Annotated in this window: 14 protein-coding genes; 7 read left to right on the top strand and 7 right to left on the bottom strand. The window is 43.9% G+C overall.

The window, feature by feature from the left end; all coding sequences use genetic code 11:
• Positions 1 to 70: 70 nt before the first annotated feature.
• Positions 71 to 700 carry a TetR family transcriptional regulator gene (locus AC4MBN_RS00250; RefSeq protein WP_491880458.1) on the bottom strand — a complete coding sequence of 210 codons (630 nt, stop codon included), beginning with the start codon at positions 698 to 700 and terminating at the stop codon, positions 71 to 73.
• A gap of 194 nt (positions 701 to 894) precedes the next feature.
• On the opposite strand from AC4MBN_RS00250, the gene rph reads away from it, so the two are divergent.
• From rph to AC4MBN_RS00265, 3 genes are all read left to right on the top strand, one after another.
• Positions 895 to 1611, top strand: coding sequence for a ribonuclease PH (gene rph, locus AC4MBN_RS00255; RefSeq protein WP_004781384.1), 717 nt, complete (start codon positions 895 to 897; stop codon positions 1609 to 1611).
• Between the two features lie 151 nt (positions 1612 to 1762).
• On the top strand, positions 1763 to 1885 hold the full coding sequence (locus tag AC4MBN_RS00260) for a hypothetical protein (RefSeq protein WP_005232802.1): 123 nt from the start codon (positions 1763 to 1765) through the stop codon (positions 1883 to 1885).
• 164 nt (positions 1886 to 2049) lie between these two features.
• Entirely contained in the window at positions 2050 to 3201 is a 1152-nt protein-coding gene (locus AC4MBN_RS00265; protein WP_058951619.1) for an IS4-like element ISAbe18 family transposase, read from the top strand.
• A 51-nt stretch (positions 3202 to 3252) separates the two neighbouring features.
• Here the strand turns inward: AC4MBN_RS00265 and nadC are convergent, their stop codons facing one another.
• Positions 3253 to 4098, bottom strand: coding sequence for a carboxylating nicotinate-nucleotide diphosphorylase (gene nadC, locus AC4MBN_RS00270; RefSeq protein WP_491880459.1), 846 nt, complete (start codon positions 4096 to 4098; stop codon positions 3253 to 3255).
• Positions 4099 to 4279: 181 nt separating this feature from the next.
• Here nadC and ampD point away from each other — a divergent pair, with 181 nt between their 5' ends.
• The gene (gene ampD / locus AC4MBN_RS00275; RefSeq protein WP_180025294.1) at positions 4280 to 4852 is read left to right on the top strand and encodes a 1,6-anhydro-N-acetylmuramyl-L-alanine amidase AmpD; all 573 of its coding nucleotides are present in this window, start codon (positions 4280 to 4282) and stop codon (positions 4850 to 4852) included.
• Positions 4853 to 4929: 77 nt separating this feature from the next.
• The gene (gene murJ / locus AC4MBN_RS00280; protein ID WP_491880460.1) at positions 4930 to 6480 is read left to right on the top strand and encodes a murein biosynthesis integral membrane protein MurJ; all 1551 of its coding nucleotides are present in this window, start codon (positions 4930 to 4932) and stop codon (positions 6478 to 6480) included.
• An 84-nt stretch (positions 6481 to 6564) separates the two neighbouring features.
• On the opposite strand, the gene AC4MBN_RS00285 is transcribed toward murJ, so the two are convergent.
• A complete protein-coding gene (locus AC4MBN_RS00285; RefSeq protein ID WP_004647174.1) occupies positions 6565 to 6723 on the bottom strand; it encodes a DUF1328 domain-containing protein in 159 nt (52 codons plus the stop codon).
• Positions 6724 to 6915: 192 nt separating this feature from the next.
• Between AC4MBN_RS00285 and AC4MBN_RS00290 the strand changes: the two genes are divergently transcribed.
• Complete coding sequence (locus AC4MBN_RS00290; protein WP_491880461.1) at positions 6916 to 7368, top strand: YcgN family cysteine cluster protein; 453 nt, start codon at positions 6916 to 6918, stop codon at positions 7366 to 7368.
• 43 nt (positions 7369 to 7411) lie between these two features.
• On the opposite strand, the gene AC4MBN_RS00295 is transcribed toward AC4MBN_RS00290, so the two are convergent.
• Complete coding sequence (locus AC4MBN_RS00295; RefSeq protein WP_491880462.1) at positions 7412 to 9544, bottom strand: putative bifunctional diguanylate cyclase/phosphodiesterase; 2133 nt, start codon at positions 9542 to 9544, stop codon at positions 7412 to 7414.
• A 267-nt stretch (positions 9545 to 9811) separates the two neighbouring features.
• Here AC4MBN_RS00295 and AC4MBN_RS00300 point away from each other — a divergent pair, with 267 nt between their 5' ends.
• A complete protein-coding gene (locus tag AC4MBN_RS00300) occupies positions 9812 to 11086 on the top strand; it encodes a replication-associated recombination protein A (protein WP_166137552.1) in 1275 nt (424 codons plus the stop codon).
• Positions 11087 to 11353: 267 nt separating this feature from the next.
• On the opposite strand, the gene purC is transcribed toward AC4MBN_RS00300, so the two are convergent.
• Genes purC through dapA form a run of 3 tightly spaced genes read right to left on the bottom strand, consistent with a single transcriptional unit; the run spans position 11354 to position 13629 of the window.
• Positions 11354 to 12073 (bottom strand): phosphoribosylaminoimidazolesuccinocarboxamide synthase, encoded by a 720-nt coding sequence (gene purC / locus AC4MBN_RS00305; RefSeq protein WP_004781395.1) that lies wholly within the window; start codon positions 12071 to 12073, stop codon positions 11354 to 11356.
• Between the two features lie 38 nt (positions 12074 to 12111).
• Positions 12112 to 12717: a lipoprotein-34 precursor (NlpB) gene (locus AC4MBN_RS00310; RefSeq protein WP_034703997.1), complete on the bottom strand. Its 606-nt coding sequence runs from the start codon at positions 12715 to 12717 to the stop codon at positions 12112 to 12114.
• Positions 12718 to 12729: 12 nt separating this feature from the next.
• Positions 12730 to 13629: a 4-hydroxy-tetrahydrodipicolinate synthase gene (gene dapA / locus AC4MBN_RS00315; protein ID WP_491876300.1), complete on the bottom strand. Its 900-nt coding sequence runs from the start codon at positions 13627 to 13629 to the stop codon at positions 12730 to 12732.
• Positions 13630 to 14082 lie beyond the last annotated feature (453 nt).

The raw sequence follows: 14082 nt of genomic DNA on the forward strand, positions 1-14082 counted from the left end.
CAGCTATATGCGGGTTTTTTTATGTCAGGATAAAATTGAATTGTGAAATAGATTTCACTCAGATGAGACCTCAGGTTTGAGATAAAATTCCACGAAATAACAGTTCTAACTGCTTTAGGCTTTGCGCTTTGAAGTCATTTATCCGAGTTTGTCGCAGTTCGGGATCAGGCTGTGCCTGAAGCTGAATCCAGCCCATAGCCCAGTTTAATGCGAGAGGAACCAGGACCTGTGCCAGTGTGGTTAATTCGGCTGGAGAAGAAGATTGCTGGGCGGCTGGAATCTGTTCCAGGGTATGCCGAAAGTCTTGGGTCAGATAATGAATTTCCCGCTCAATCCCTTGTCTGAGAATGATAGAACCGCCCCAACGTTCGGCACTCACAAATGTCCAGGCTTCGGGATGTGCATCAACTGCCTGAAAAAACAGTTCGATCTTGGCTGAAAGCTCATCCAGAGAAAAATCTGCAGGTCCTAACTGATTCAGCACACCTTTGAGATGAATTGAAACCTGATCCAGAAGTTCTAGTCCCAACTGATCCATATTCTGAAAGTGTCGATAAAATGCGGCAGGCACCAGTCCGACTTCATGAGTGATTTCGCGCAGGCTGATGCTGCTAAAGGCATGGCCACGGCTGCTCAATGCCAAGGTAGCATCGAGGAGGGCCTGACGGCTTTGTTGCTTGCGTTCTTCACGTAAAGACATAGGGATTTTCCTTCGGCAGATCTGCAGTTTAGCAAAAAACACCTGTCTATCGCAGTAGCCCCAATGGACTGAAAAATCTATACAAGCAAGGCGTGTCCAGTGATTTTGTAAATGATCTGTCCTCTGTTCCAATCTTGGCGGAGGCTTCTGTTATACTGAGCCGCAATTATTTTTAGTCAACAGCAGGACCTATTATGCGTATCGACCAACGAGCATTAGATCAATTACGTGAAGTGAAAATTACCCGTAACTATACACGTTATGCGGAAGGTTCCGTATTGGTTGAATTTGGTCATACCAAAGTGCTGTGTACTGCCAGTGTGGACAGCTCTGTACCACGTTTCCTAAAAGGTCAGGGCCAAGGCTGGGTAACAGCAGAATACGGCATGCTGCCACGTTCAACACATACCCGTAGTGATCGTGAAGCTGCTCGCGGCAAACAAAGTGGCCGTACTCAGGAAATCCAGCGTCTGATCGGTCGTAGCCTACGTTCAATGGTCGACCTGAAAAAACTCGGTGAAAATACCATTACCATTGACTGTGACGTGATCCAGGCAGATGGTGGTACCCGTACTGCATCAATTACGGGTGCTGCAGTAGCATTGATTGATGCCATGAATGTATTGCTTGAGAAAAAGAAAATCAAACAGGATCCACTTAAAGGTTTGGTAGCAGCCATTTCTGTAGGTATTTTTAAAGATGAAGTACTGCTGGATCTTTGCTATGAAGAAGATTCAAACTGTCAGACTGACTTAAATGTCGTGATGACCCAAGCAGGTGAATTTATTGAAATCCAAGGTACTGCTGAAGATAAGCCATTTACCCGTGAGCAGTGCAATGACATGCTGGCCATGGCTGAAAAAGGGATTCAGGAACTGATCAAGAAACAGCAAGAAGCTTTAGGCTGGTAAGCCTTTCAAGCTGTAAAAAAACGCATCTTCGGATGCGTTTTTTATTATAGCTACACATTGCCTGACAAAAAAATGAACAGGATCTGTCTACTGTGTAACCCCTGTTTTAAGCGATGATCTTTCAACCAAATCTCATTCAGAGGGTTATAACATGAAAATATGGTTGATGGCATTTTCAGTATTTGCTGTACTGGGTTTAACTGCCTGTGATTCGAATTCTCGTGATGAAAACCGCGATGGTGCAAATATGGAACGAGGAAGTGATACCAATTAACAGAGTAGAGGCCATTCAACCTCTATGATTTATATCCTTGAGAATAAAAAAAAGGGTGCTATGGCACCACTGCTGTCCCATAGTTTGCTTTAAATAAAAAAACCTGAGTCCTAACAGTTAAAATATGAGTGCAAACAAACACTTTAACGACCAGGATTCAGGTTTTGTCACATCAGAATACCGTATTTCATGAGCTAATTAAACCTGTTGTGCGACAGGATTTTGAACAACTTGCTAAAGTACACCATGTTGGACAGAAATTTAGAGCAGCTTCCCGGTGGGATCAGTTTATTGCCATATTGATGTCTCAATTCTCTTGTAGGCAAAGTCTGAGAGATATTCAATCCAATTTGGAGTGCCAACAGGAAAAGCTAAGTCATCTCGGAGCAAAGTCTATTCCCCGAAGCACGCTGGCACGAATCAATGAGCAGCAGCCTGCTGCCTTGTATCAACAGCTATTTTACAAGTTGCTTAAATACTATGAACACTCAAAAGTCGCTCATAAATTTCGCTTTAAGAATCCCTTGTATTCCTTGGATGCCAGTCATATTGACCTGTCGCTTTCCTTATGTGAATGGGCCAAAGTTCACGACTCAAAAGCCAGCATGAAACTCAGTATAGGATTGAATCACAGCAATGATATTCCTGAGTTTGTTGCAGTTGAAAATGGCAAAGAAAATGACATGGTACAAGGCCGCAAATTCCAGTTTCCTGCTGGCAGCATTGTAGTTTTTGATAAAGGCTATGTCGATTACCAATGGTATGCAAATCTGACTGCTCAAAACATTGGATTTGTCACACGTTTTAGGCCTAAATCTGTGTATCAGGTGATCCAGCAACATCCAGTGCTTGAATCCAAAGGTATTCTAAAAGATGAAACCATTCAGCTGAATAGCGCACATGCCCTAAAAAGAAAAGCCCCAGTGTTAAGAAGAATTGAATATAGAGATCAGCAAAGTGGCAAGCACTTTAGCTTTCTCAGCAATAACTTTCATTTAGCCGCCTCCACCATTGCGGCGATTTATAAAGATCGTTGGAAAGTTGAGCTGTTCTTTAAGGCGATTAAGCAGAATCTCAAATTAAAAGCGTTTCTAGGCCGCAGCAGGAACGCAATTCAGACACAAATCTGGATTGCGATGATCGCCTATTTATTGGTGAGTTTCGCTCAACATTTAGGAAAAACAGGTTGGACAGTTCAACGTTTACTCAGAATAATTCAAGTGAATTTGTTTGAAAGAAGAACTTTAAAAGCTTTATTTTCACCCGATAAAATACCCATAAAACAAGAGGAAGCTCATTTGAGCTTCCTCTTGTGAAAAATTGTGGGACAGCAATGGCTATGGCACCCTTTTTTATTTGATAAAACTTTAACCATTAAAACGCATTGATAGGTCAATGGCTTTGACATCTTTGGTTAGTACACCCATCGAAATATAGTCTACGCCTGTACTCGCCACTTCACGTAAGTTATCAATGGTGATATTGCCTGAAGCTTCCAGTTTACAGCGACCAGCCACATGTTTAACGGCATCAATCATTTGCTGCTGACTGAAATTATCCAGCATCACGATATCAGCTTCGGCTTCTAGGGCCTGATTTAGTTCATCCCAGGTTTCAACTTCTACTTCCACCGGTTTACCCGGTGCAATCTGGTGTGCCTTGGCAATCGCCTGGCGAATGCCGCCAGCTGCCATAATATGATTTTCCTTAATCAAGAAAGCATCGAATAGGCCCAGACGATGATTCTGACCGCCACCAATAGCGACTGCATATTTTTGAGCAATACGTAAGCCTGGCAGCGTCTTACGGGTATCTAAGAGCTTGGTATTCAAACCGTCCAGCTCTTTGACATAGGTTGCTGTTTTGGTCGCAACTGCAGACAGCGTCTGTACAAAGTTCAGGGCAGGGCGTTCTACAGTTAGCAGGCTACGTGCAGAACCGGCCAGTTTTATAAAAGCTTCATTAGCAGCGACATGATCGCCGTCATTTTTTAGCCAGATCACTTCTACACTCGGATCATAGGCTTGAATCAGGGCATTGACCCAAGGCTGACCAGCAAGAACCATTGCTTCACGGCTAATAATCGTGGCAGTCGCCTGTTCATCTTCAGGAGTCAGCAGGGCAGTAATGTCACCATCGCCAATATCTTCGGAGAGTGCCTGTTGAATATTGATCTGAATCGACTGTTCTAGCAAAGCCTGAGATATGCTCATGAGTATTTCCGTATCTTTTTTAGCCGTGAAAAATTGTGCGTTATCTTAACACCGTTACATTAAAATGAGCGATTTTTCATACAGCCTGCCGGGATGAATTGAGATTTGCCTATGAAAGTTTTAGCATTAAGCCGGCTGCAATCCTGATATTGCAGATTTTATTTTTGTACAGGACAGTTTTATGCAACAGGCAGCTGAGTTTCAAATCCGGGACGGGCAATTGCTCGGGGTACGCCAGATCCCTTCTCCAAATTTTAATCAGCGGCCTGAACATACCGACATCCAGTTACTGGTGATCCATAACATCAGTCTGCCGCCGTCACAGTTTGGTGGTGGTTATATTGAACAGTTTTTTCAGAATCAGCTGGACTGGTCCGTGCATCCGTATTTTCAGACTATTGAAGGCATGCAGGTGTCTGCACATCTGCTGATTTTGCGTTCTGGTGAAGTGCTACAGTTTGTGAATTTTAATGACCGGGCCTGGCATGCCGGTCGTTCCAGCTATCTGGCCAAAAAAGAATGTAATGATTATTCCATCGGGATTGAACTGGAAGGCAGTGATGACCTGCCGTTTGAACAGGCACAATATGATGCCTTGGTCAAAGTCACCGCCTGTTTGCAAGACTATTATCCCAAACTGCAGCAGCATATTGCTGGACATTCAGATATTGCACCGGGACGTAAAACCGATCCGGGACCATATTTTGACTGGTGTGCTTTTCGTGCTCAGTTACAACATTATAAGAACCCATGACCCTTCAGGAAGTCATGTGATTAAGCAATGAACTTCTTTTGCAAGTTTCATTACAATAGGCCCAAATTAATTATTAGGTGAATAGGATGGCCCTTTGGCGTTCGACCGTAATTGTCAGTGCGATGACCATGTTGTCGCGGGTTCTGGGATTGGTCCGGGATGTGGTTTTACTGAATGTATTCGGTGCCGGTAAAGATTTCGATACCTTCGTGGTGGCATTTCGTATTCCAAACTTTTTCAGACGGCTGTTTGCAGAAGGGGCATTCTCCCAAGCCTTTATTCCGGTACTGACAGAATATAAAACCAGTCGTACCCATGCAGAAGTGCAGATCCTGATCAGCCGGGTATTTGGCTGTCTGGCTACTTTCATGACCACCCTGACCATGATTGCCATCATTGCCGCACCGGTGATCATGTATATCTATGCGCCAGGGTTCCATGGCGATGAAGCAAAGTTTGCGCTGGCTACAGACATGTTCCGCTTGACCATTCCATACCTGCTATTTATGTCACTAACGGCTTTTGCCAGCAGTATTCTGAACAGTTATGGCTCTTTCAGTACGCCAGCCTTTGCTCCGGTCTTATTGAATATTGCCATGATTGCCGGTGCGCTCTGGCTCACCCCTTTTATGGCAGAGCCGATTATGGCGCTAGGCTGGGCAGTCGTAATTGCCGGGATTTTGCAGCTGGCAATCCAGATTCCAGAATTATGGCGTAAAAACCTGTTGATTCCACCGAAAGTAGACTTCAAGCATGAAGGGGTGGATCGCATCATGAAACTGATGCTACCCGCTTTGTTTGGTGTATCGGTCACCCAGATCAACCTGTTACTGAATACGGTTTGGGCTTCTTTCATGCAGGACGGTTCAGTGTCCTGGCTATATAGTGCTGAACGCATGACTGAGTTGCCATTGGGTCTGATTGGTGTGGCAATCGGTACCGTGATTCTGCCGTCTTTATCCACACAGCATACGGAAAAGAATCCGGAAAAATTCCGCGGCATGATGGACTGGGCAGCGAAAGTCATCGTACTGGTTGGTCTACCAGCCAGTATTGCCTTGTTCATGCTGTCAACACCGATTATTCAGGCATTATTTGAACGTGGACAGTTTACCTTTGAAGATACCCAGATGACGGCGCTGGCATTGCAATGTATGAGTGGCGGTGTAATTGCCTTTATGCTGATTAAAGTCTTTGCTCCCGGCTTCTATGCCCAGCAGGATACCCGTACACCGGTACGCGTCGGTTTAATGGCCGTGGCAGCCAATGCGATTCTGAACGTGATCTTTATTGGTTTCTTTAAGCTGATTCATTGGGAAGCGGAGCATATGGCACTGGCACTGGCTTCAACCGGTTCAGCCATGGTCAATGCAGGTCTACTGTATTTTTATCTGCATCAACGCAATATTTTCCGTTTTGGTGCCCACTGGAAAAAAATCTTTATGCAATTCATGTTTGCCAATGTGGTGATGATTGCAGCCTTGGCCTATGCACTGAGATGGTACAATGGTGATGTATCACAGTGGATGCGTGTACTGGAAGTGCTGATTTTATGTGTGGTCGGGGTAGTGGCATATTTGGCCGCGCTGGTCGCTGCTGGTTTCAGACCACGTCATATCAAACCGTAATCCATTTTGGGCGCATAAAAAAACAAGAGCCAAATGGCTCTTGTTTTTTCTGTAGGAAACTTTTCCTTAAGCAAAACTCAGTCGCTAGACCTTGCCGCGAGAAAGGAAACCAACAATGGCAAGAATAACGGCAATCACCAATAAGATAATCGCGAAATCCTTAGATAAACCTGCTACTCCACCGAAACCAAGTAGACTGGCAATTAAGGCAATCACAGCAAAAATAATAGCCCAGCGAAACATATCAATTCTCCATGTGTTTTTATTCTCAAATCCAGTATAGGAATATTCGATTTTGGGCACTGTTAGTGTTTTGTTGATGTACTGTCTCTGATTTAACAATAGTTTACGTGATATTAATAAGATTCACGTCCCTACATTTCCTTTGTTGAGACTTGGTATAATAAGCTGATTTTTACCATAGCCGTTTTGATTATGTCTGATGCCTTACGTCCATACTTCTGGAAAAAATATAGTCTCACTGAGCTGATGCCAGAAGAATGGGAAGCGCTTTGTGACGGTTGTGGACTTTGCTGCCTGATCAAGCTAGAAGATGAAGACAATCACGAAGTCGCCTATACCAAAGTGGCTTGCAAATTACTGGACTGCAAAACTGCCCGCTGTTCGGATTATCCGAACCGGCTGCAATATGTGCCGGATTGTATCCAGCTGACACCTGAGAAACTGGACACTATTCACTGGTTACCCTCAAGCTGTGCTTATCGCCGAGTTGCTGAAGGGAAAAGCCTGCCATCCTGGCATTATCTGAAGACGGGTTCACGACAAAGCGTAATTCAGGCCAAAAAGTCTGCTGCTGGTCGCTGCTTAAGTGAAGTCGATATTGATGAAGATGAAATTGATGAATATATCGTGCGCTGGGTGCGCTAATGATTAGCGCAATCCAGCCCCGTCAAATGATTAAATAAAAAAATTAAGCTGCCTGTTGTAGCAGTTGCTGTGCTGAGGACCCGGACATAGGACGATAAAAATAAAAGCCTTGTCCGATCTGGCAATCACAATTGATCAGCGTGTCCAGTTGTTCAGTATTTTCAATACCCTCGACCAATACATCCAGAGAAATACTGGAACCAATCTGGGTAATGGCTTTGACAATGGCCAGCGCAGACGGATCATTGTTCATGCGTTCTACAAAGTTGCGATCAATCTTGATGCAGTCGACCGGATATTCCTGCAAACGGGTCAGGGAAGAATGACCGGTACCGAAGTCATCCAGAGAAATATGAATTCCATGTTTTTTCAGCAGGTTCAGTGCCCGGATCACATAATTGGCTCCGCCTTCAGACAAGCTCTGCTCGGTAATTTCCAGCTCAACCTTATGCGCAGGAATATCGAATCGGGACAGACGAGCCAGAAATTTCTCAGCATAATCATCACGTAGGAATTCAACCGGAGCTGCATTGATTGAAATTGGTAAGATATCCAGACCTTCAGCCTGCCAGCGGCTCATATCTTCAAAGACTTTCAGCTGCATGGTTTCACTGATGCGCGAAGCTAGGTCATAGTCTTGGAAAGCTGAAAAAATATGAGAGGGTAACTGGATCTGATGCTGTTGATCCTGCCAGCGCAGTAAGGCCTCAAAACCAATCACCTCACCATCGGAGAGACGGACCTTAGGCTGATAATAAGGAATGATCTGATCCGCATGAATAATCTTGCGTGCCAGCGTCAGTTGTTTGGTCATGTTTTCCAGTGACCTGAACATCTCCTGATTAAACATGCGAATCCCGCCACGCCCACTATTTTTCAGATCATTCAGGGCAATATCGGCGCATTTCAGCAGGTTGGAACTATTCTGGGCATCACGCGGATAAACGGTACAACCAATACTCATGCCAATACTCATGCGATGGCCGACATAACTTACTGGTTGTTCTAGTTGAGCATAGGCCAGTTGTGCGGTATTAATCAGCTGGGCTTCGTTTTCCAAGTTTTTGACCAGAATGGCAAACTCATCTCCACCCAGACGGGCAACGACTATATTGTTGGAGCCAAAACAGGCCTGAAAACGCTTGCCCAAGACATGCAACAAATGATCTCCGGCAATATGACTCAGGGTGTCATTGATATGCCGGAAATAGTCCAGATCGATCAGGAGCAGGCCAACCATCATTTGCTGCTGCTTGGCTTTTAGCAGTACTTGTTTAAAGGTCTTATAAAAGGCATTACGGTTATATAGGCCGGTCAGCTCATCACGCTGAATGACAGCTTTTAAACGGCTTTCGGCTATTTTTTGCTGACTGATATTGCGCGAAACACACAAGATATTTTGAGGAATATTATTTTCGTCCAATACCGGAGTCAGTAAATGATCCCAATATTCTGGGTTCTCATTATCCGTCTGAGCTTTTTCTACAAAACGGCTATTTAAGCCTTGAGCAGCCTGTTTTAAAGCACGTTGTCCAGTTTTCTTAACTTCAGCGGGTAACAGATTTAACCATGAATGCAGGGCAGGCTGCTGTTCAGGATCAATCCCTAACTTATGGCAGGCAGACTGATTGATATGACGGATCTCGCCTTGTGGAGACATCACTTTAATACAGTCGACACTGGCATCCAGCATATTTTTCTGAGTAGAAATCACCTGAGACAGTTGTTGCTGAATCTCGAAATATTCATGAATATCGGTCAGGGATACCGACCATTGCAGCAGATGTTCCGCTGTATGCTGAAACTTAATCGCCAAGGCACACATACGATAGCTGGAATCAGCCGATTTAATCCGGCACTGAGTATTAAAACCTTGTTGCTGATTCAGGGCAGCATGCCATTGCTCAGAAAACGCTGGCTGATCATCTGGATGAATCAGGCTTTGCCATTCTTTAGGACCATATTCACTTAAATTGGTGCCTAAATAATCCGAAAGTGCCTGATTAAAATATTCAATATTATCTTTGCCCAGCACCCAGAGTGGATGTGGCACATCATTGATTAGGTCCTGTAATAATCTGAATTTTGCCTGTTGCTCATTAGAAGATTGTATCGAGGTTGAAATAAGCGACTCAGCGCATTCTGCAGTTGTTCGTCTAGATTTATTATGCTTCATGCATCCCCACCGATACCACCCAAAGAGCATCCAATCAGTTACTCAAGTCCATTCTAATTAATATGAGACAATGTGAAATTTACAAGGTTATTCACCTGTAATTAATCATGTTCTATTTATCTACTTTTCATAAGATTAATCCATTCATTGTAAAAAAAATAGAGCTTTCTTACATAAATTAAATTTTTCTCATAAATGTTTGAAATATTGGAATCAAAACTACCGGTGTTAGAATGAAAGCAGAATTTAATTTGAGCCAATAATAAGATGTCAGACAGTCATATCCCGCTTCCAGAACGCTTGCGGCCTCGCGACCTTACAGAAATTATCGGGCAGGATCACTTGCTTGGAGAGAATGCACCTCTACGTCAAATGATTGACCAAGGGCATTTACCATCGATTATCTTCTGGGGTCCACCTGGAGTAGGTAAAACCACAATTGCCTTGCTACTTGCCCAAGCGGTAGACCGGCCATTTATCAGCCTGTCTGCACTCAATACTGGTGTGAAGGAGTTGCGTGAAGTCATTGCAGAAAGTGGTGATCTGCTGACGCCCGTGGTGTTTATTGACGAGATTCACCGTTTTAATAAATCCCAGCAGGATGCACTGCTGAATGCCGTCGAAAAAGGCAAAATTACCTTGATTGGTGCGACGACGGAAAATCCATCCTTTGAAGTCAATAGTGCCTTGCTGTCACGTTGTCAGGTCTATACCTTAAATGCGCTGAGTGATGAAGCGATTCAGACTTTACTGACTCAGGCGATTCAGACTGACAAATTTCTGCAGGAACGCTATATCCAGATTGAAGAATTTGACGCCTTACTGCAGTTTGCCGCTGGGGATGCGCGTAAGGCGCTCAATCTGCTGGATCTGATTGCCAGTACCTTTGAGGCTGACCAGGAAAATATCATTACCAATGCGATTGTGGTCAAAGTCGCACAGCAGAATATTGCCCGTTATGACAAGTCTGGCGAGCAGCACTATGATCTGGTCTCGGCCTTCATCAAGTCGATTCGTGGCAGTGATCCGGATGCTGCCCTGTACTGGATGGCACGTATGCTCAAAGGTGGTGAAGATCCGGTCTTTATTGCCCGCCGTATGCTAATTGCAGCATCAGAAGATATTGGCAATTCCAATCCGAATGCCTTGTTGCTGGCGGGCGAATGCTTTCGCTCAGTTCAAGCGATTGGCATGCCGGAATGCCGGATTATTCTGGGACAATGTGCGGTTTACCTGGCGACCAGTGCCAAAAGTAACAGTACCTATCTGGCAATTAATAAGGCGATGGATCTGGCTGAAAAAACGGCCAATTTGCCAGTGCCTTTACATCTGCGTAATGCACCGACCAAAATGATGAAAGAGCAGGGTTATGGAGTGAATTATCTATATCCGCATAACTATCCGGAACATTTTGTTTTGCAAGATTACCTGCCGCCTGAGCTGAAAGGCACTAAACTGTACGAATCGGCACGTAATAAGCGTGAAGTAGAAGGCGAACGTCTGCAACAACGTCGCTGGCAGCAGGAACAACAGCAGCAGTAAACAAAAAAAAGCCCAATTCAAGGAGAATTGGGCTGAAATAGGATGTCTTGGGGGAGATACATCCTAGAGGGTAAGGGTATAAATCTGGTCAGCAACATCAGATGGATTGCATCTGCTGAGGATGTTGCCGGAATGCAGTAATATTAAGACATGCATTGAATAATGTAAAAACGATCATTTTTATTAATAAAATTCATTTTTTCGATCATAAGATTAGACAATAAAAAACCGGGTTATTAACCCGGTTCTTTGAAGCATTACTAGTGCTTAGATATCTTCAAGATTGATACCTAAACGTGCTGCAACTTCTTCGTACGCTTCAACCACGCCGCCTAGGCCTTGACGGAAACGGTCTTTATCCAGTTTTTTCTTGGTGTCTTTATCCCATAGACGGCAACCGTCTGGAGAGAATTCGTCACCCAGTACAATACGGTCGTGGAACACACCAAATTCAAGTTTAAAGTCAACCAGAAGCATATTACCCGCTTCGAATAATGCCTTAAGCACATCGTTCACTTGGTAAGTCAGTTCTTTCATTTTTGCCAGTTGTTCAGCAGTCGCCCAACCTAAAGCAATCGCTTGAGATTCGTTCACCATTGGATCGCCTAGCGCGTCATCCTTGAAGAACAATTCGAATGTTGGAGGCGTTAACTCTTTACCTTCTTCTACACCCAGACGACGGCATAAAGAACCCGCAGCATAGTTACGTACCACACATTCTACTGGAATCATTTTAAGTTTTTTCACCAGCACTTCAGTCGGTGTCAGCAGTTTCTCAAAATGAGTTTCAATACCAGCAGCAGCCAGCTTTTCCATGATGAAGGCGTTAAAACGGTTATTCACCTTACCTTTACGATCCAGTTGTTCGATTTTTTCGCCATTGAATGCGGACGCATCGTCACGGAAAACTAAAATCAGGTGGTCTTCACTGTCCGTGGTATAGACAGATTTCGCTTTACCAGTATAGAGCAAGGTTTGTTTTAACATGAGGGAACCTTCTACAAAAAAAAATGCCTAGAAAATGTCTAGGCTGGCCAATTTTGGTAAATCTGGTTTAACAGTTCTGCTGCTTTTTCGCGGTCGGCAAAACTGTTATCGGGATTAAACACAGCCAGGGTGTTACTCGAACCTGCGGGAGAGAGTCTTAAAACATAGGTTTGCTGATCGACCTGAATCGTTACTTCATAACGATCTTTATTTTGACCAACGATAGAATGGTTAAGGCTGCTAAGCGTGGCAAGAGTGTATTGCCATATTGTAGCAGCATTTCCATCAATTTTGAGCAGTGGATTTTGATTTCCGTCAGTGACTAATTGCGGCTTTCCTGAAAAATTTTCTTGAGTTTCATCTGCTTGAGTTGAATTTACCGGCTGTGCAGTAGGACGTGGCATCGCAAAGCGGTTACCACGCTGATTTTCAAGCTTTGGTGCATTTTCCAGGGCAAGCGGATCCACTGTTGGAGCAGGGTACAAAGGCGTTGCAGGACGAACCATTGACCCTTCAGGATATTGCAATGGTTGCAGCGTGGTTGTTTCTTTATAGTCCAAGGTACCGTTTTTAAAGGCCATTGAACTACAACCTGCTAAACTGAATACTGAAAGTGCCAGGGTAAGTCCTAAACGTAATTGCATAATCGTTGCTCTTTATTTAATGACGCTCGCTTCTACAAGTGCCTCATGAAGCGGAGCGCGATATTGTTCTGCAAGTGGTGTTAATGGAAGGCGAATACCTGTACCAATTAAGCCCATATCATGGAGAGCCCATTTCACAGGAATTGGGTTTGATTCGCAAAATAGAATATTGTGTAAATTTGCAACCTGAGCATTGAGCTCTTCAGCACGTGCCGCATCGCCTGCAATGGCAGCAGCACATACTTCACTCATGACCTTTGGTGCAACGTTGGCAGTCACAGAGATATTGCCTTTGGCACCATGACCCATTAACTCATAGGCAGTTGCATCATCACCTGAGTAAACAGTCATGTTTTTGCCTGCCAGACCTTCAATCAGGGCAGCACCACGGGCTACATCACCTGTTGCATCTTTAATGCCTACGATTTGTGGAATATCTGCCAGACGGATCACGGTTTCGTTGGCCATATCCACGCCAGTACGACCTGGAACGTTATAAAGAATTTGAGGCAGATCAACCGCTTCAGCAATGGCTTTATAATGCTGATATAGGCCTTCCTGAGTCGGTTTGTTGTAGTAAGGAGTAACCAGCAGGGCAGCATCAGCGCCAAGTTCTTTGGCTTCCTGAGTCAGCTCGATTGCTTCACGAGTCGAGTTTGCGCCTGTACCGGCAATGATAGGAATACGTTTGTTAGCAACACGAATGATTTCTTTGATCACTTGGGTGTGCTCGCTCATGCTGAGCGTTGATGCTTCACCAGTGGTACCAACCGCGACAATGCTGTTGGTGCCTTCTGTAATATGCCACTCAACCAGCTTCTCGAGACCCTTCCAATCTACGCTGCCATCTTCAAACATGGGGGTGACGATTGCGACAATGGAACCCTGAATGGTCTGTGCTTGCTGAGTCATTTTAAAAAACTATCCTATTTGTCCATCCGAAGAGAATGAGAAAACATATTTGGGATGGGTTTGTATTTTGATTTGTAGCAAATTCAATAGATTTGCACTGAATTGAATATTGCTTATGCAAATTATGACTGATCAAACGCATAAGAACAATATGCTTTAGTAAAAGCCACTGAATTCTTTATACAAAGCCCCCAGGCAACAATCAAGTTTTAATCGTTATAATTTTTTGCTGTCCAAATCATCCTTTATCCTCCAGCAGTATGGAGAGTAATAAATTCATTTTTTTAGGAAAAATTACAAAGAATAAGTCACTTAAGTGAATTAAATAGATTTGGAAAACATGCTTTTATGGCGTTTTAGGGGAGTATTAATATTTATATTCGATGAATTAAGAGCTAAAATATATCGAATAATAAACCTCATTTATGAGGAATAAAAAGCAAAAATGCCTGA

Source organism: Acinetobacter sp. CAU_H_60, from assembly GCF_058599385.1.